The organism is Coprococcus ammoniilyticus (assembly GCF_025567345.1).
Lineage (GTDB): Bacteria > Bacillota > Clostridia > Lachnospirales > Lachnospiraceae > Coprococcus > Coprococcus ammoniilyticus.
Window position 1 is genome coordinate 109,185 of the sequence record NZ_JAOQJS010000001.1, and the last position, 19,758, is coordinate 128,942.

The 19,758-nt window shown below is 41.7% G+C and carries 16 protein-coding genes; 3 read left to right on the forward strand and 13 right to left on the reverse strand.

What is annotated here, in order from left to right; all coding sequences use genetic code 11:
• Nucleotides 1–95 precede the first annotated feature (95 nt).
• Nucleotides 96–1,649 (reverse strand): DUF3794 and LysM peptidoglycan-binding domain-containing protein, encoded by a 1,554-nt coding sequence (locus OCV60_RS00430; RefSeq protein WP_262528948.1) that lies wholly within the window; start codon nt 1,647–1,649, stop codon nt 96–98.
• A 21-nt stretch (nt 1,650–1,670) separates the two neighbouring features.
• Nucleotides 1,671–2,102 (reverse strand): protease complex subunit PrcB family protein, encoded by a 432-nt coding sequence (locus tag OCV60_RS00435; protein ID WP_262528950.1) that lies wholly within the window; start codon nt 2,100–2,102, stop codon nt 1,671–1,673.
• Nucleotides 2,103–2,466: 364 nt separating this feature from the next.
• Between OCV60_RS00435 and OCV60_RS00440 the strand changes: the two genes are divergently transcribed.
• From OCV60_RS00440 to OCV60_RS00450, 3 genes are read left to right on the forward strand one after another with little or no spacing between them, the layout of a single operon-like run.
• The gene (locus OCV60_RS00440; protein WP_262528952.1) at nt 2,467–4,842 is read left to right on the forward strand and encodes an endonuclease MutS2; all 2,376 of its coding nucleotides are present in this window, start codon (nt 2,467–2,469) and stop codon (nt 4,840–4,842) included.
• Between the two features lie 25 nt (nt 4,843–4,867).
• Nucleotides 4,868–5,584, forward strand: coding sequence for a response regulator transcription factor (locus OCV60_RS00445; protein ID WP_021943696.1), 717 nt, complete (start codon nt 4,868–4,870; stop codon nt 5,582–5,584).
• Between the two features lie 2 nt (nt 5,585–5,586).
• Nucleotides 5,587–7,089 (forward strand): HAMP domain-containing sensor histidine kinase, encoded by a 1,503-nt coding sequence (locus OCV60_RS00450; RefSeq protein WP_117784672.1) that lies wholly within the window; start codon nt 5,587–5,589, stop codon nt 7,087–7,089.
• Between the two features lie 259 nt (nt 7,090–7,348).
• Here the strand turns inward: OCV60_RS00450 and OCV60_RS00455 are convergent, their stop codons facing one another.
• From OCV60_RS00455 to OCV60_RS12920, 11 genes are all read right to left on the reverse strand, one after another.
• Nucleotides 7,349–8,425 (reverse strand): helix-turn-helix transcriptional regulator, encoded by a 1,077-nt coding sequence (locus OCV60_RS00455; RefSeq protein ID WP_242996158.1) that lies wholly within the window; start codon nt 8,423–8,425, stop codon nt 7,349–7,351.
• Between the two features lie 12 nt (nt 8,426–8,437).
• Nucleotides 8,438–8,929 carry a tRNA (uridine(34)/cytosine(34)/5-carboxymethylaminomethyluridine(34)-2'-O)-methyltransferase TrmL gene (gene trmL, locus OCV60_RS00460; RefSeq protein WP_117808535.1) on the reverse strand — a complete coding sequence of 164 codons (492 nt, stop codon included), beginning with the start codon at nt 8,927–8,929 and terminating at the stop codon, nt 8,438–8,440.
• Nucleotides 8,930–9,118: 189 nt separating this feature from the next.
• Nucleotides 9,119–10,831, reverse strand: a complete 1,713-nt coding sequence (locus tag OCV60_RS00465; protein ID WP_008400490.1) for an RNA-binding domain-containing protein — start codon at nt 10,829–10,831, stop codon at nt 9,119–9,121.
• 28 nt (nt 10,832–10,859) lie between these two features.
• Nucleotides 10,860–11,624: a hypothetical protein gene (locus tag OCV60_RS00470; protein ID WP_008400491.1), complete on the reverse strand. Its 765-nt coding sequence runs from the start codon at nt 11,622–11,624 to the stop codon at nt 10,860–10,862.
• Nucleotides 11,625–11,690: 66 nt separating this feature from the next.
• The gene (locus OCV60_RS00475) at nt 11,691–12,635 is read right to left on the reverse strand and encodes an AIR synthase family protein (RefSeq protein WP_262528964.1); all 945 of its coding nucleotides are present in this window, start codon (nt 12,633–12,635) and stop codon (nt 11,691–11,693) included.
• Between the two features lie 298 nt (nt 12,636–12,933).
• Nucleotides 12,934–13,578 carry an endonuclease III gene (gene nth / locus OCV60_RS00480; RefSeq protein ID WP_262528966.1) on the reverse strand — a complete coding sequence of 215 codons (645 nt, stop codon included), beginning with the start codon at nt 13,576–13,578 and terminating at the stop codon, nt 12,934–12,936.
• A gap of 6 nt (nt 13,579–13,584) precedes the next feature.
• On the reverse strand, nt 13,585–14,892 hold the full coding sequence (locus OCV60_RS00485; RefSeq protein WP_008400495.1) for an ATP-binding protein: 1,308 nt from the start codon (nt 14,890–14,892) through the stop codon (nt 13,585–13,587).
• A gap of 72 nt (nt 14,893–14,964) precedes the next feature.
• Complete coding sequence (locus OCV60_RS00490; RefSeq protein WP_021944004.1) at nt 14,965–16,218, reverse strand: AI-2E family transporter; 1,254 nt, start codon at nt 16,216–16,218, stop codon at nt 14,965–14,967.
• 79 nt (nt 16,219–16,297) lie between these two features.
• Entirely contained in the window at nt 16,298–16,948 is a 651-nt protein-coding gene (locus tag OCV60_RS00495; RefSeq protein ID WP_117784669.1) for a 3'-5' exonuclease, read from the reverse strand.
• Nucleotides 16,949–17,234: 286 nt separating this feature from the next.
• Entirely contained in the window at nt 17,235–18,689 is a 1,455-nt protein-coding gene (locus OCV60_RS00500) for an MATE family efflux transporter (RefSeq protein WP_262528970.1), read from the reverse strand.
• A gap of 117 nt (nt 18,690–18,806) precedes the next feature.
• Nucleotides 18,807–19,652, reverse strand: a complete 846-nt coding sequence (locus OCV60_RS12920) for a patatin-like phospholipase family protein (protein ID WP_118663426.1) — start codon at nt 19,650–19,652, stop codon at nt 18,807–18,809.
• Nucleotides 19,653–19,758: the final 106 nt, after the last annotated feature.

Here is a 19,758-nt window from a genome sequence, read left to right on the forward strand (position 1 = left end):
GCTGACAGCTAGTGCAAACCTCATAACGAAAGTTCCACTGATGTTGAAAACACTATCCACCATCGTGCCGGAGACAGGCGGGGATTTTTATATTGCTAACATTTTACGATCAATAGTTTCTCACCCGGTGTTACCTCGTCGCTTTCCAGATGGTTGATGGTTCGGATGGAATCCAGGCTGGAAAAATATTCTTTGGCAATGGACCAGATACTGTCGCCTTCTTTTACAACATATCCAACCATACCCGGCATGGCTGCCTTCTTATTCCAGTCGATCGGCAGAATATTCATATCGGTAATGACGTCCACAGAACCCGGTGCAAATACCGTAACATTCATATTGATCACCGCCTTGATCTCCACCTCATCGGAATTCAACATCTGGGCTGTAATCTGGTCAACGGATGGATTGATACGGATTGAATCCTGATTGACAAATGGTACGGATTCCACTTGATAATTAAATGGTATCGCCGTTTCAATCTGCTGTAACGGCTTGCTATCCTCTGCTGATACATAGAGTATTTCAGCTTTTACCGCACCTGATATATCAATGCAGTCCTCTCCTGCTTTTACCTCATCGATCTCAACTGTTCCGGTTGCATATACGATCTGCAGTATCTTCGGGAAGCTGCTCTTGATTCGCTCTTTATGTACGACTTTTGTCTTGGCATTATTTTTTATCTGAAGATTCTCAAATGGAAACTGTTCACAGATCGTTTCTACATTTGCCGACGGAGAGAACATATCCCCGATGATAGAAAGCTCCATATCTTCGTAAATCTTCATATCTGTATGGAGATTATATTCAACCTGAAGCACACGGTCTTCTCCGTCATTGTCAGCACGCACACTGACTTCTCCTTTTCCCATCGTGATGCGGTCATCCAGGATCATTCCTTCATTTGCTTCTTCGCAAGGGATCAGACCTTCAAATTCCCGGCTCTCATTCAGATACTGCATCGGTACGCCGGGCTCCTCCGCCAGATAGATTACAAACAGGTCCATCTGTCCTTTGATATTTATTCCCCCATCTACAACCTTTGTCTCGATGCCATAGAAGGACACCCGGCTCCAAAGCACCCGACCGATGTTTGGTTTATTGGCAGCGATCTCGAAATCTTCTTTTACCTTCAATATATCTTTTACAGATGCCACATTATTTGTAAATGGAATCTGCTCATTCCTGCATTCGATTCCCGATCCGTTTAACAATCCGGTTGCCCCGGACAGCTCTACGGAATCCATAGCCCACAGTTTCATGCCAACCAGACCGCGAACTTCAAATTTTCTTGAATTGATCATGGTTATGTACAGATCTTCCAGCACGCAGCTGACATCGACCTTATCACCGGCAAGTATGCCATCCATATTGATGGTTTCCTCAAATGGAACATCACCCTCATAGGTTTCAAACCGAGCATCTTCACCAACTGTCTGATACAGGACTTTAAATACAACTGTTCCTGATATCCGCACCTTATTCTCCAATGTCTCTACATCATCTAAAAGGACATTTCCTGTACTTGCAATGATCCGTTCCATATCGTCTTTTGCATCCGGTACATTAAAATCATCATTGATCGTAAACTGCGAATACTTAGAAGTCTTTAAAATCGTTGTACTGAGTTTATTTTTTACAAGTTCCATATGATACCCCCATACTATTTTCTAATTTTTAAATACAACCGGTGTCGTTGTCCGTGCGATCCGAAGAACTATATATGGATACGATACCGTATCCTTACTTACTGCATCTGATGGTGTCGCCGTCTGCCTAAGAACCGATTCGATGTAAATAGCATTTTCATCCATATACATCTTATCTACAACCACGCCAACATCATCCCGATTCTGCCTGCCGCTGCAGATCACAATATATGTGTAAGTGTTGTTTGAATATGTCAGATTAAACGGTTCTTCTTTTTTGCTGTTAATGACGCTCAACAACTCCTCCGGCAGCATGGTGTCGTCACAGATATCGTAAGTCAGCGCTTCACCATCTTCTTTCACCTTATAAAAACTGCATCCGGCAAACAAACTCAGCCCAACTACCACAGTCAACACCCCTTCCAGAATACGCAGCCATCTTTGTCCTCTCATCTCACCGCTCCCTTCACAATGTCATTTTTCGGCTCTATCTTTACCCTTGTCAATCTCTATACCATTATTTATATGTCCTGCTTTGTAAGTCTATGCATGGAAATTTTGCCGGAGCTTTCTCCTTTTTTAAGGACATACAAAAAGCACCTTAACGATCATTAGCTAAGGTGCTTATCTCTACATTCCCATTTCTTCTATCTCTTTTAACATAAATTCTTCTAGTTTCTTCTTGTCCGGCAAGTATAACATATAAGTTGAAACAACATATAGGTTTCCGGCGCCAACCCACACTGGACAGTCACAGGCAAACTGTTTATAATGGATTGTGTATGCGTATTTGTGCATTTAAGATGGAGAAAATGATATGAATTTAAGGACTTTAAGACTTTTAGAATATAATAAAATTGTAGAAATGCTGACCTCCTACGCGGCATCCCCGATGGCAAAACGAAAATGCGAACGCCTGAAGCCCCGCAGGGATCTGGCTTTGATCCAGACCTTACAGCAGGAAACAAGAGATGCTCTGATACGGCTGAATACACAGGGCAACCTGTCATTTGCCGGTCTCCGTGATATCGGTGCTTCGATCAAGCGGCTGGAGGTGCAGGGAGCACTCGGCATCAAGGAACTGTTAGATATCGGAAGTGTCCTTGATATGGCATTATCTGCCAGACAATATGGCAGCGGCGATGATAACGAGGAAAAGGCACATGACAGCCTCTACTCCCGCTTCATGGAACTTGTTCCGCTGGAACATTTAAGTCAGGAGATCCACCGCTGTATCCTGTCAGAATCTGAGATCGCAGACGATGCATCGTCCGGTCTGAAGGCGGTCAGACGGAATAAAAAACTGACAAATGAAAAACTGCATAACCAGTTGAACAAACTTGTAACTGACCAGAGCAAGCAGACGATGTTTCAGGATAATCTGATCACGATGCGTAATGGAAGATACTGTATCCCGGTCAAGCAGGAATATAAGAACAGCTTTCCGGGCATGATCCATGACCAGTCTTCCAGTGGAAATACTGTATTTATCGAACCTCTGGCGGTAGTTAATCTGAACAACCAGTTAAAAGAGCTGGATAATCAGGAGCTGGCAGAAATCGAAAAGATTCTGGAAAGCCTGTCAGCGCAGGCAGCATCTGAATACGAAAATATAAAATTTGACTTTGAGACGTTGACCGATCTGGACTTTATATTTGCCAGAGCGAATTTTGCAAGATCCTATAAGGGAACCGAACCGATCTTTAATACGGACGGCATCGTGGATATCAAACAGGGCCGCCACCCACTTTTAGACAAACATACCGTTGTTCCGGTCGACATCAAACTGGGTGAGGACTACAACCTGCTAATCATTACCGGTCCAAATACCGGTGGTAAGACCGTATCCTTAAAAACACTGGGTCTGTTTACTCTGATGGGACAGTCCGGACTTCATATTCCGGCACTGGACGGTTCCAGACTGAATGTATTTGATGATGTATTTGCCGATATCGGAGACGAACAGAGCATCGAGCAGAGTCTCTCGACCTTCTCCTCCCATATGAGCAATGTCGTATATATCATGAACCATGTGACACCGAACACGCTGTGCCTTTTCGATGAGCTTGGCGGTGGAACCGATCCAGTCGAGGGTGCTGCACTTGCGATCGCGATCTTAAGCAGTTTAAATGATCAGGGCATCCGCTGCATGGCTACCACGCACTACAGCGAACTGAAATTATTTGCCATGTCGACTCCGGGCGTTCAGAATGCAAGCTGCGAATTCGATGTAGCAACACTGATGCCGACTTACCGACTTATTATCGGTATTCCCGGCAAATCAAATGCATTTGCAATATCTAAGAAATTAGGCTTATCCGACGATATCATCGAACGGGCAAAGACAAATATCGACAGCAACAAGGTTGATTTCGAAACACTGCTGTCCGATCTGGAAAACAGCCGAAAAGAGATTGAACGAGACAGAGCGGAGATCGCACGGTTCAAGGAAGAAGCCAGACAGCTTCAGGAACGGGCAAAGGCAAAGGATGATGAACTCTCTGCCAAGAAGGCTCAGATCCTTGCAGACGCAAGAGAAGAAGCGGCGGATATTCTAGAAGAAGCAAAGGAAATGGCAGATTCAGCCATTAAGAAATATAACAAATGGACAACAAATCCTCATAAAGCAGATGCGAGCACGATGGAGAATGAACGAAAAAAGCTCCGTACCAAGATGGACGATTACCGGAAGATGACGCCGGAAAAACGCAAATCCATGACCTCCCATCATACGGCAAAGGATTTCAAGGCCGGAGACACCGTGCATGTTATCAGCATGGATACAACAGGAACGGTTACTGCTCCTGCTGATTCGAAGGGAAATATCAAGGTTCAGATGGGCATCTTAAGCTCTCTGCTTCCTGCTTCTGATCTTGTGATCATCGAGACACCAAAGCAGAACAACGCTCAGGTATCGATCAATAATAAACGTGGAATGGGCAAGGCTTTAAACATTCAGCCGGAGATCAATGTACTCGGTATGACTGTAGCCGAAGCTACCTCTTTGGTTGACCGTTATCTCGATGATGCCATGATGGCGCACCTGCACAAGGTAAGGATCATCCACGGCAAAGGCACCGGAGCACTCCGAAAGGGTATCCACGACTATCTGCGTAAGCAGTCATATGTCAAATCCTTCCGTCTGGGTGAGTACGGCGAAGGCGAAGCCGGCGTTACGATTGTAGAGTTATAAAATATATATCAACAAGGAGAACTATATGGACAAAGAAAAAATATTGATCGTTGACGATGACGAAAACATCGCCGAACTGATCTCCCTTTATCTGAATAAAGAATGTTATGAAACACAGATTGCCACAGATGGAGCTTCTGCCCTGGAGGCATTTGTCGAATTTATGCCAAATCTCATCCTCTTAGATGTTATGCTCCCGGGCATGGACGGCTATCAGGTATGTACCGAGATCAGAAAGCAGTCAAATGTACCGATCATCATGTTATCCGCAAAAGGCGAGGTATTTGACAAGGTGCTCGGACTTAAGATCGGCGCCGATGATTACATCGTAAAACCTTTCGATTCCAACGAACTGGTTGCCCGTGTCGGTGCATTGCTTCGTCGCTGCAACTCACGGACGGATAATTCCCAGAACTATAATCCGACAAACGCCGATCATATCGGCACCTATGTTGAGTATGATAATCTGGTCGTTAATATTTCAAATTATACCGTTACATTAGAGGGCAAAAATCTGGAAATGCCGCCAAAAGAACTGGAACTGCTATATTTCCTTGCAAGCCGTCCAAATCAGGTATTTACCAGAGAACAACTTCTGGACAAATTATGGGGCTACGAATATGTCGGTGACACCCGTACCGTTGATGTACACATCAAACGTCTGCGTGAAAAACTGACCGATAAATATAACTGGTCCATTTTTACAGTATGGGGAATCGGTTACAAATTTGAGGTTAAATAACCATGAAAAAAACGATTTTTGATAAGATTGTTGTCGGCTTTGTCCTGCTGGTCATTGTAATCTTCAGTGTACTTGCTCTGTATACCGTCAATATGACACAGTCAAAGCTGCTAAGCAACACAGAACAAAATCTGAAAACAGAATCCAAGCTTATCATCAGCACCACCGTAACGGATTATATGAACGGTCTGATCGATAAGGATACGTTTTATCAGAAACTGGATGAACATGCGGCTGATATGGACGCAGAGATCTGGCTTTCTACTGCAAATGGTGAGATCATATACTGTTCAAACAGTGAAAGTCCTGCTGCAAAAGATATGATGATCACTGATTTTTATGACCGGACGGATATATATTCCCAGACAGTAAAAACCGGTACACTGAATGGCTGCTTTTCAGCAAAAACCTTAAGCCTCAGCACCCCTGTTTATCAGGATAAATCCTATGCAGGACTGCTGTCCATTCACTTGTCACTGCAGTTTATCAAGGATATTGCGCAGAAAACATTTGCATCCACCTATATGCCATTTCTGGTCATTGTGGTGTTGTCTCTGATCGCCTTAATGCTGATCACGAACAGTACATTAAAACCAATCCGTGAAATCATTGCAACCTCCAAGCAATATGCCACCGGAAATTTCAATGCGCGAATTGATGTTCATACCGATAATGAATTTGGTGAACTGGCACGATATATGGAGGAAATGGCAGACGAGCTGAGTCGTTCCAATGAATACCGAAAGTCTTTCATTTCCAATATATCCCACGACTTCCGTTCTCCTCTGACCTCGATCAAGGGATATATCGAAGCCATGATCGATGGAACAATTCCACCGGATAAGCATGAGAAATATCTACAGATCGTATTAAATGAGACAAAACGTCTGACCAAGCTGACACAGGGACTTCTGGAACTAAACAACTTCGACTCCTTTGACCTTCAGCTTGATAAGTCGAATTTTGATATCAAGAGCATTATCCTTCCTACGATCAACACCTTTGAAGGTCGTTGTCAGGACAAAGGCATTTATCTGCATGCAATCTTCCATACCGACAATACCATTGTCTACGCAGATCGTACAAGAATCCAGCAGGTTATCTACAATCTGGTTGACAATGCGATCAAATTCACCCCAGAAGGCAGACAGATTACAGTTCAGGTCACAGAAAAATCCGATAAGATCTTTGTCAGTGTCAAGGATGAAGGTGTCGGAATTCCACCGGAATCGATCAAGAAAGTATTTGACCGTTTCTATAAAACGGATCCAAGCCGCGGAAAGGATAAGACCGGAACCGGTCTCGGACTTGCCATCACAAAAGAGATCATCAAGGCGCATGGTGAGAATATCACCCTCAACAGTAAGGTCGGCGAAGGAAGTGAATTCATTTTCTCCCTCCCTATGCAGAAGGAAATGCAAGTTCCGATCAAAGCCGTGCATGTGAAAAAAGAAGAAGCTACACAATATATCTCCAACGGAAAGTTCCGTATTAAGAAGAACTAACCAAAGCCCCACCCGCTCTTGCCACTATGCTGGGTAGGAGTTGAAACTCGCTACACTTTCTATTCGGTTCGCACGCTGATTTGTCAGCAGTCGCCCAAACTCGCCTTATAAGGCTCAAACAAGGGCTTGATGCTGACAGCTAGTGCAAACCTCATAACGAAAGTTTCACTGATGTTTCAATTCCTACCCAGCATAGTGGCAAGAGCGGGTGGGACTTTATTTTATGTCTTACTCATAATGTCTCCATTAATAGGAGGCATTATTTATATCTCTCTGCCATCTCATTTACAGCATCACGGATACGCTCGCGGAGATCTGCAGGCTCTATGACTTCCACGCTGGTTCCGTACTGCATCGCCCAGTGGAACATGGCATTCTGGCTACAGGTCACACGGATAAACGCCTTATTGGCATCTGTCTCAGGATTAAAGTTATCTGGATAATTGTTCTGAACAAATTTTGGTGACAACACTTCAAAGTTCTTATCAAACCAGTCTACAATATCACCCATATTCCCTTTCTGAACCTTTAATACAATCGTAGCTGCGGGATCACTGAACATGTAGAGATGTTCCGCCATATGCTGTGGCAGATTCAGTCCATGCTCCATCCCTTTTACCAGACTTTTATCCTTGACCTTTTCATCTAATATCTCAATCTCCGTCATACGATCGATCCGGTAATTCGACAGATTGTCATATTTATCATAATTGCAGATCAGATAATATTTGCCTTCATTTGCAACCATCTGATATGGATTTACGATATACTTCGTATCCTTTCTTGGATGAAGCTGTTTATCGATACCATAGGTGTTATAGAGAAATGCAACCTTCTTGCCCTCACTGATCGCATCATCGATCATCTCAACATTTAACATGGTCTGACGGTTATCGGTATGTGATAACCCCGGCAGATTGCACACATGCTGTACCTTCGCACTGAAATACACATTCGAAAGCCCCTTGATCTTCTCAATCAGCTCCTGTGCCTGATTTCTCGGTATCGTCTTTGAAAATAAAATACTGTCGATCAACATTCTAAGCTCAGCATCATCAAATTCATGATTGTAATACCAGTCCTTTGTCAGGATCTCGGTCTCTCCATTTTTATTTTCACGTTCAATCTCCGTACATTCCAGATTATAACCAAAATCCACCAGATTCATCAGATTGCTCTTGACAGATTTCCGGTCAACCTTCATTCCATATTCGGTTTCCAGTTTCTTTATGATATCCTTCTGATCCATTGTATGTTCGGAATCCGTGTATTTCCGAAGAATCTCAAGGATACAGATATTCATCATTTTCTTTCCATCTACCATGTATGTACTCATAAATACTCCTTTTTACCACTCATAATGGTGAAGCTGTCCCTTCGTCTCAAGCTCCGGGAAGCCCTGCTGTCTGAGTGCCTCATATAACACGATTGCTACAGAATTTGCCAGATTCAGGGAACGGATCTCTGGGAACATCGGAATCCTGACTGCTGTTTCCTTATAGTCTAACAGAATTTCCTCCGGGATTCCCGCGCTCTCTTTTCCGAACATGATATAGGCATCTTCCTCATAGTTTACATCTGTATATTTCTGTTTGGATTTGGTCGTTGCCATATAGATCTTTGCGCCCGGATTCTTTTCAAGGAAATCATTGAAATCATCATAGATCGTTACATCTAATTTGTCCCAATAATCCAAACCCGCACGCTTTAACTGCTTCTCGTTGATCTGAAAGCCCAGAGGCTCGATCAAATGAAGTCTTGCACCTGCTGCCACACAGGTACGTCCTATATTTCCTGTATTTGCCGGCATCTCCGGCTCATGAAGTACGATATTTAACATGTTTTTCTCCTTTTTTATATAGCTGTATATTCGTAAGCATCGCTCACTTCTTAACCAAGCTTATATCCTTCATTTTTACAATTTTAAAAATATCTCGGTTAAATCTCGGTTAAATCTCGGTTAAATTGTCTCGACAACACTAATTATCAAACAAATTATTTGGGTTAAAATCAGGATTTTAACCAAGCCCTACTTAAGTATCCAATTAGATATTTGTTGATTATCCGAATCTAATTGTATAATATTGCTCTTTTTCATTGCTGTTAGAATATTATGAATCTTATTTTCCTTCTGTTTATCAGACAAAGAATCCGGTAATTTTTCCCACAATAATAACTTAATATCTCTACGTTTTGCCTTATGATATTTTTTCAAATACTCAACAATCAAATCTTTATAATATTTGTCATTAAATCCTTTATTCTTGATATAGCCTGCACTATCATCCATACTTTTTGATGCTGACGCTGATAAAAACAAACTTGTAATTCTTCCCTCAACCAATTTTGCAGCTCTTAATTTATCTACATCCGCTTTATCAAGTGAAAGTCCCTTCTGAACTCGATCCAAAAGAAATACCGTCTGTAAATCCAGGTCCTGATGATCATATAATATATGCATGTAATTATCATCTAATATTTTTCCATAAACAGTAACCTCAACCTGAGTTCCTGATGAAATATTATAATCTGGCATAGGAAAATATTTCGCTTTTTGAATATTAAATGCTCTTCTGATACCTAAAGTTGCAGTATCAATCATATGAAACACAACCATCGATTCAGCTAATAACTGATTTCTGTAAAATGGTGGATTATAGCTCACTTCCAATACATTTTCAATCTTTTGCGGAATAAAATCTCCAGGGTTTGTAAATTTAATTTTATCCTCAAATTCATTTACATATATTCTCCCACCAAGTTGATAATTTGTGTGTGCAATACAATTATTTAACAACTCTCGAATAAGCCAACTGTTATATTGTTCCGTTTCCATAGGAAAAAGGGTCAATTGATTCGGCATATATCTGTATGTAAGATTACGCACCTTCGAAAACACCTTATCTACAACATTTATAAATGGTATCTTAAATATTTCATAATCCTTATCACTTCCATCCGCACCATATAATCTCCACATAATACTTGGAGCAGATGTCATTAAATAATCATAATCTGCTGACCCAAGTAACAACATGCCAGCATTCGTAACCTTACCACCAATCAATAACTTTACTTTCGTCAAGAACTCTTCATCTGTCATTTCATCGACTTCTTTTGATATGTGTTCCTGATTCATTTTCTCTTTATACTTTTCTCTAGCCAAATTAATAGCCGTTTTATCTAAATTATCAATAGTGGCTACTTCAATCACCTGTTTTGACCAGTCTTTTCTTTCCTGTGATCGAATTGCATCAATCTTATATTGTTTTAATGGAACAAGACTCTCACCCGAACGCTCATAATAATTGGTACGCCAATCTGTAGGAATACCCGTTGCTGCGGCTGGAACTTTAAACATTAACACCCTTAATCTTTTACCATTTACAATAGGAAATATCTCTTTAATTTCATAAAAAGTCATTCCATTTGTAATATCTCTTGATATCTCATACTTAAATTTTTCAAGAAGACTCTGTTCTCCCTGCTTGTATGCAGTTCCAACAACATGTTTTATCTTATCTCGTTCACTTACACCAAAAATTAGCCATCCGTACTGTTGCTGCTTCAGATTAGCCTCATTACTTAATGCTGAAAAATATCTTCCTATTTTATCCGTATCATAATTACTTTTTGCTTCTTTAAATTCAACTGTTTCATACTCCCAACGTTCCATCAAGTTCTCAAGTATTTCATAGTATTCAATATCTTTAACATTCTTCTCATAATGAAAAAAAGCCATTTCACCTTTAACCCCCTATTACAAATTTTCACATTCTTCCCTTATGATAATACCACAACAAGTGGTCAAAACCATTTCTACTAATTTTTTCATCTGCTGCATTCCTAATCATATCAACAGCATTTCTATACTGCTTATAATCACGGAGATCATACCGCTCAGTAATATTAAAATAAACCAAATACATTGGTAAAACTGTTCTTAAAATATTATCATATATTGAATAATTATCCTGATATTCTGTATTTTCAAATAAATAAAAGCATGCGTAATGACAAAATTTACTCGCAAAGGACAAATTTGTTCTTGCCCTAAACTTGGCAGATGTTACTCTTGCAATTTCATGAACTAACTTCATATCTTCATATTCCGGATTTCTCAAACATTCAATCAGTTCTGAACAATCAAATGCGCAAATACGCCTTACTATTTCTGTTCTTCCACATTTATCAGCATTCAAATGTGTACTGTTTTCTCTATCTACAGCCTCAACTGCACCTTTTATTAATTCCTCATAAGTATAATTTACTTCTTTATTTTTAATTAGAACACTTTTCAACATGGTCATCCAGTATGCTGATGAGCCACCATATACAAGTTGATTCTTTCTATCAAATTTAGGTCCCGCCGATATATCTGTTGATTTTATATAGGCAGAATCATTACGTATCATAGCCTCTACAATAGCGACATTATCCGTTGTTAATTTAACAAGTTTTTTGTTATTATAAGTAACCTCTTCAAACATTTTTGTCTTTGCAATTCTAAGCTCTTTTTGAATAATATTACCCATACTATATTTCTCCTTTATATCCCCATATAGGCTATATGGCTAGTCTTAAATATATTGTGAACTAAACTATGGTGTCAAAAAGCTTTCCTCTCCATCGTGGATGATCACGCGGTCATGTCCGGTTGTTGTTCTGCCGATCACAGCAGCCTCAAATCCGGCTTCATACAGACGATCGCTTAACAATCCACCATCTGCCGTGACAAATAATGCCGCTCCGCATCCATCGATCCGGTATGGATCATCCCCGGTAAATTCACAGATCTCAATGGTTTCCTGCATGATCGGTATATGGTCATGGCTGATCCGAAGCCCGACATTTCCAGCCTCTGCCAGTTCCCATAATGCGCCATATACTCCTTCTGTTGAGATGTGACGTACATATATACTGCCACACGCCATCGCAATATCTCCCTGATCCTTCACAAGTAATAACCGGTCAAATTGCTCTGCTGTGCGAAGATATTCCTCAGAATATCTGGTCAGAAGCTCTTCTTTTCTTTCCCTTACCCGAAGCAGGGTTCCGAGGATGCCAGTCTGTCCGCACATAACGATATCCATATCCGGCTTGATCTTTGCATTTTTCTCGCCCTGCGATATCTTTCGTCCATACATCGTTACAGTTACCGCAGGCTCCTTGAATATCCCGCTGATCGCGGTATCTCCATACACAACATCCATGTGAAGCTCCTTCGCAAGATCAGAAAGCTCCCGCAGAATTTTTTTCATACGCTTCTCATCATTTTCCGGCATCATAACCGTATCTGTAAGTGCAAATGGCTGATACCCGCCAAGCTGTAATTTATTATATTGTTTGATAACATCCGAAGTCACCGTACCCAGTGCATTTGCAAGGCAGAGTCCTTCCGTTACTGCAAGCTCACTATCCAACAACACAAGCCGGCTATAGTCATCTCCTATGCCGGCTTGTGTTACGTCAGAATGTTCCTGTTTATTCAACGATCTTAAGATTGACCGCTTCTGCTGTATAAATCGAAACTTTTCTTTATTCATCCCTGATACCTTTTAGAATGCATATGCAAGCATACCGATTACCATAGCTGCTACCAGGATTCCAACTATAATTGCAGATGCTACCTTTTTACCCTTTGAACTGCTTAAATTGATCATTTCCCATTTCTCCTTTATATTTTAAACTTATAATTTTCTGATATTATCCGCCCCACATCAGACCTTTTTCCGTCTTATGCAGCGACATCATGTATAGATTAACGCTGAATTTTCACTTTGTCCAGATATAATAGCATTATTTTATAGCAATTTAGCATTTGTGCCAGATTCTGCCAACTGCTTATTCCGTTACATTTGCCGATGGGCACACACGGTTCAGCGCGCATTCGGCACATTTTGGTCGTCTGGCGATACAGATCGTTCTTCCAAGTGTAATGATCTGAATATTATATAAGATCCACTGTTCCTTTGGAAGCTTTTCCATAAGCTCATGCTCGATCTTCACCGGATCATCACTATCTGTCAGCCCAAGAAGCCTGGAAATACGTTTTACATGTGTATCAACGACGATACTTGGCTCGTGGTAGATATTGCCACGGATCACATTTGCGGTTTTTCTTCCAACACCGTCTAATTTCGTCAGGCTCTCGATATCACTCGGCACTTCTCCGCCATATTCACTGATGAGCTTCTTTGCACAGCCAATTATATTCTTCGCTTTATTCTTATAAAACCCGGTCGAGTAAATATCCTTTTCCAGTTCCTTGATATCTGCATCGGCAAATGCCTGCAAGGTCGGATATTTCACGAACAGATCTTTTGTTACGATGTTTACTCTGGCATCTGTACATTGTGCCGACAGCATCGTTGCGATCAGAAGCTGCCATGCATTTTCATGATTCAGATAACACTTGTAATCTGTTCCATATGTCTCATTCAAGATCCGGCAGATCTCAGCGACCTGCTGCTTTTCTTCTTTTGTCATGCTGCATTACTCCTGTTTTCCTGCCAGATAGTTGATAAACTGCTGGGCTGTACGACCGGAGATTCCACCATGCGACAGCTCCCATTTGTTTGCTTCCGCACACAGTTCTTCCTCTGTCATATGGATGCCGTTCTTCTCTGCCAGACCTACAACGATCTGGAAATATTCCTTCTGTGATGGCTTGCTGTAATTGATCGTAACACCAAAACGATTGACCAGTGACAGCTTCTCCTGCATCGTATCGCTCTTGTGCATACCATTGTTATTCTCAAGATCGGTACGATCTGTCCATGTTTCACGGATCAGATGACGACGGTTCGAGGTCGCATAGATCAGAACATTATCCGGCTTGATCTCCAGGCCACCTTCGATGACTGCCTTCAGATATTTGTATTCTGTCTCAAACTCCTCAAAGGACAGATCATCCATGTAAATGATGAATCGATAGTTACGGTTCTTGATCTGGGAAATAACCTGAGACAGATCCTGAAACTGATGCTTATAGATCTCGATCATACGAAGTCCCTGATCGTAATATTCATTTATGATCGCCTTGATCGTTGTTGACTTTCCGGTTCCGCTGTCACCAAATAACAGCGCATTATTTGCCTTACGTCCTGCAACAAAGGCTTCCGTATTCTCCACGATCTTCTGTTTCTGGATCTCATATCCGATCAGATCATCCAGACGAACATCCTCTGTGTTATTGATCGGAACAAACTGCATATCTCCATTTGTCGGATGAACGATACGGAATGCCTTGTTCAGTCCGAACATTCCAACACCATATGCCTTATAGAAATCCGTCACGATCTTGAAGATATCATTTTCATCCTTTGCCCCTTCGATCGCACGGCTGATATCCTGTACCTTTGTGCTGACATTCTTATTATACATACGTTCTTTCTTGCCGATGGCTTTATAATTATTCACGATCGTGAAGCAGTCAATATCCAACGCTTCCTCGATCTCAGAGAAATCAAAATCAAACAGCTTCTTGAAGATCTTGAAATCATTTTTTGCAAAATAATTAACGGTTCCGTCATTGGCACCCACTTTTTCACTCGTCATAGAGAATGAATTCTCATTTGTGATAAGAATAAATGCCAGATAATTGTGCCACAGATTTGTGTCAAATCCATAATCGGTAGCAAGATCCAGCAACCGCTTGATCTGGTCGTAGATCCTTGCAACCAGCTCCGCATTCGGACAGTCTCCGCGGTCAAAATCCTCAAATATCCCGGACAGCTTCATCAGAATACTGTTCTCACCCAGATTTCTATATAATACTAATTTCGCTATATCTCTGTACATCTTAAATTATCCTTCTTTCTTCATTTGTCTATATAAACAGGCATTTGCCCTGTTTTATCCAGCTCGTTTCTCTCAGGCATTTTCCTTGCTTCTTTTCTCTTTCATGCGTCTGGACTGTCGTCTCTGCTGCCGCTTCCGGGGTTTCTCCCTCCAGCCATCATCCGACGAAGCGTAAGGTTCTCCATACTTTTCCCAGGCGACTCCCTTTTCCCGCAATCTCATAAGTACGAATTCCTTCACCAGTGCATATAAGACAGAGGATAACGGTACAAATATCAACATACCGAGAATTCCCATCAGATCTCCGCCAATGATAACTGCAACCAACACCCATATAGATGGAAGTCCGACGGAACCGCCTACCACATGCGGATAGATCAGATTTCCCTCGACCTGCTGCAGTATGATAAACAGGATCAAAAATACCAGTACCTTTTTCGGATCGTCAACCAGAATGAGAAATGCACCAACACCACATCCAATAAATGCACCAAAGACCGGAATCAATGCCGTTACCACAATCGTAACACTGACCGTCAGTGCATATGGAATACTAAGGACGCTCATGGATACAAAGAACATCAAGCCCAGAATACATGCCTCCAGGCACTGTCCGGTTATGAAATTTGCAAATGTCTCATCTGCCATAACGCAGGTCTTGATGATCTTATCTGCTGTTTTCTCTTTAAATAACGCATATATCAGACCCTTTGTCTGACGCTTCAAGTTCTCCTTCTGTGCCAGAATATAGATTGCGAAAAATAATCCAACCACAAAATCGACTATACCGCTGACAACAGAGGTTGCAAAATTAAATGTTGATGACAACAGGCTTCCGCTTCCATTTTTTATCAGATTGATCGCACTCTCACTCACCTTATCCCATGCAATATCAATCTCCATGATCCGGTCAACGATATCCGGATATCCCGCTGCCAGATTCACCGCCCAATTCTTAATTGCCTCCATCGTAGACGGAAACTGCTGTCCGATCGCTGTAATTGTCCGGCTGACCTCCGGTATCAGCATCGTGATCACAAAAGCAATCACCAGAACGACGCAGATAAGGGAAAGCACCATACAGACCGGTCTCCGGAACCGATACCATCTACTTTTTTCATTTCGGAATAACAGATTTTCAAATCCCTTCATCGGCACATTCAGAATGAACGCAATCGCAAATCCAATCACGAACGGCATAAGCAACCCGATGATCCATGTACCGCAGGCATAGATTTTATCAAAACGAAATACGCAAAATACGACTAATACAGTTATAATGATCAGTTTTATAAGCTTTTTCATATTCGAATTATTCAGTTCCAAATTCAATTTCCTCTGCTTTCTTTTTACATTTTTTTGAGCAGGCACATAGAACGTGTCTGCTCAATCATGCCAAGACCATTTATTCCGGCAGATTGATGTTTCCAAATACATCTCCTATGGAATAGGTCATATTCTCTTTTGGTTTATAAGCATTCATAATCGGAGCCATGATCTTCTCAAACTTCTCCCTGTTCTTTGAAAGAACGAATACTTCTGCTGTATTTCTGGCATCCCACAATGCATCATGCTCTTTTCCCTGAAAATCTTCTCCCAGATAGAATACCGCATCTGACAGTGCCAGTCTTCTTCTGGTTCCAAGCATACGTGCAAATTCCTTCTGGAAATCCTTCCATTTGGATGCAAGCTTCTGTGCATCCGGGTTATTGTAGGATTTTAACTTGCGTTCCCGGTTAAACTGCCGCAGATCATTCTCACTCCATGCATAGATCACATCCGCGCTTAAGCCCCATGCAATGAACCGATCCATCGCAATCGCAAAATCCGGTGCATCGTCTACCATCTCATTTGTGATCCCGGTAAGATTTGTTATTCTGGATGTCACAGGCGTAATTCCCGGCTTTACATAAGTCTTGAATGAATCAATCTCCTTATATGTATCGTCCAGCTTAACAGCTCCTATTTCAATTATTTCATTTTTGCAAATTTTTAATTCATCGGGATGAGAATTATCGATCTGATTCATCTCAAAATCCACAAATATATACTCCATGTGTCACAACCTTCCTACAGCTGTCTTCCGGATGAAAGCCGCCTGTCGAACATGGCTTCCACCGTCACAATCTTACCTTAAAGCATACCATTCACGGTCAAAAATGTCTATCTTTTTCTTGATGGAGATTTCCTGTGGAGATTTCCTGTAAATGCCCTGTTAAAAAATGTAGCTGTCCTGACTTTATTTACCGTAACTTAAAAGATTTCGGATAAACAAAGCCGGGGCAGCTACAGTTTTTTACAGGATATCTATTCTCCATCGCAAAAAACATTATTCATTATAGCTATTTCCTACCTGTTTTTTTACACATATGAATCGCCACAAGTATAAACGGCAATGAGAATATCCCAGACAGGATATCCGAGATTCCCTGCGTTACCGCTACACCATTTTCCTGAAAATACATAGGAAGAAGCCAGATCAATGGCAGGAAAAAGATTCCCTGTCTGGTGGAGGATATGAGAATGGCTTTTCCGATCTCCCCTATTGCCTGAAATAACATACCGCTGACCAGACACACCGCCATAAATGGCAATGATACCGCGTGCATCCGAAGAGAAAGAACTCCCAGCTCAAGTGCCGCATTTTCCCCAAATAATGAGATAATCGAGGATGCAAATATCCACACAAGAATACCTGTAACAGCCGATGCAATGACCTGACTTAGAATCGTAAATATGATCGCTTTTCTTACTCTATCATTCTTCTTTGCTCCATAATTATAACCGGCCACCGGTGCAAAACCCTGCCCATATCCGACCATGACTGCAAATAATATGGCAAATACTTTATTCGATACCGATATTGCAGCAACCACATCATCCCCATATTCTCTCGCCGCCCGGTTCAACAGGATCGTTGCCACACAGACCAGCCCCTGACGGAAAAAGGATGGGATTCCGGTTCTCGTAATATCGATGGCTGTCTGTCGGAATGCCTGAAACCTCTGTTTGTCCTCTCTCTTTATCTTCTCAATTTTGACCCGTATTCCCGCCGGTTTATAGTTTGAATCTGCCTTGTTTAATCCGATCACGCTTTTCCCGCTCAGCATTACGATCAGCATAATAGCAAGGCTTACACTCTGTCCACAAAATGTCGCGATTCCCGCTCCGCGGATTCCAAGTTCCAAACCTGACACCAAAATCGGATCTAAGACTGCATTTAAGACAGCACCACTTCCAATTCCAACCAATGCCCAGACGGGCATCCCTTCCGCCCGCAGAACATTGTTGAGTACATACGACACACACATGACCGGAGCTGTAAGCAGGATCCAGAAGCCATAATCAAGCGCGTAGATCTCGATTGTATCCGTTGAACCCAGAAAATCGATCAATGGCTTCTGCCACAGGAAGCCGGCCGCCATCAGTATCAAGCCGGCCACAAGAGCCATCAGGACAGCAGCAGACGCATCTCTGCCCGCCTCCTTCTCTTTCTGCTCCCCTAAGAACCTGGATATCCTGCTGCCTGCTCCCATCCCAAATGTATAACCTACTGCCTGTATCATCGCAAGCACCGAAAACAAAATGCCAACTGCCGCCACTGCACTGGTTCCAAGATCTGAAACAAAATACATATCCACGATATTGTATGTCGTTCCGGCAAGCATACTGACAACGGTCGAACAGGACAGCCGCAGAATAAGAGAAGGCACAGGAGTCTGTGTCATTTTCACATGATTCTCCTGTGCCTTATCCTTTGTATTGTCAGCTTTATTTGAGATATTATCTTTTTTCATATGCAGTCTTCCTGCCTTATAGCCGTAGTAAGAAACTGACAAATAAATCTTTCTGTATCTATCCAAACTTTGATACCAAAATCATAACAATCTTTTATATTATCCGGATATGATGCATTATTTCAGAAATTCAACAACTTCCTCGATCTTATTCTGTGCATCATATACGCCCAGATCGTACATTGCCTGAATCTTCTTATCATCCTTTTCCGTTCTTGATATGTCAATCTGTACACTCGGACGGATAATAAGAACCTCGCCCTTCTGTTCCAGTTCAGCCAGCTTCTCCAATGTCTTATTATAATACAAATGCCTCATGGCTATTCGTTTCACATACTCCGGATATTCCTTATACCGGATTGCTTCCAGCTTCAACATGCTGTCTTCTTCCTTGACATAGCCTTCCGGTCTGGTCAAAACTACGATATCTTTTCGATATCCCATTCTCCGGAACTGGAAGATTGGAATGCTGTCTGCCGTTCCGCCATCCAATAACTTCTTGCCATCTACTTCTACGATCTGTGACACGATCGGAAGTGATGCTGATGCACGTAGCTTGTCCATATCCTTTCGAAGATCCGTACATTCCAGATACTCCGGCTGTCCAGTCTCTACATTCGTACAACATACATAAAATCTCGTTGGATTCTCCTCGAATGCATCATAGTCGAATTTGTATAATTCATTCGGCAGTCGATCATAACAAAAATCAACGCCAAATAAATTTCCCGTTTTCAGCAATGACTTCAAACTCATATATTCCTTATTGTTTCGGTATTCCAAGCTATATGCAATATTTCTTCCACGCTGCTTGGATACGAAAGATGCTCCATGAATAGCTCCCGCCGATACGCCGATCACGCCATCCACTGTAATATTATGATCTAAAAATACATCCAGTACGCCGGCAGTATAGATGCCACGCATGCCACCGCCTTCTAAAACCAATCCTGTCTTTGTCATATATCTTCAACTTCCTTTCAAACAAATTTGCTATCTTTTGTTTTTATTATGATAACGCAAATCTGAATTTTGGCAAGGGGAATTTTGGAGGTGGGGTGATGGATAA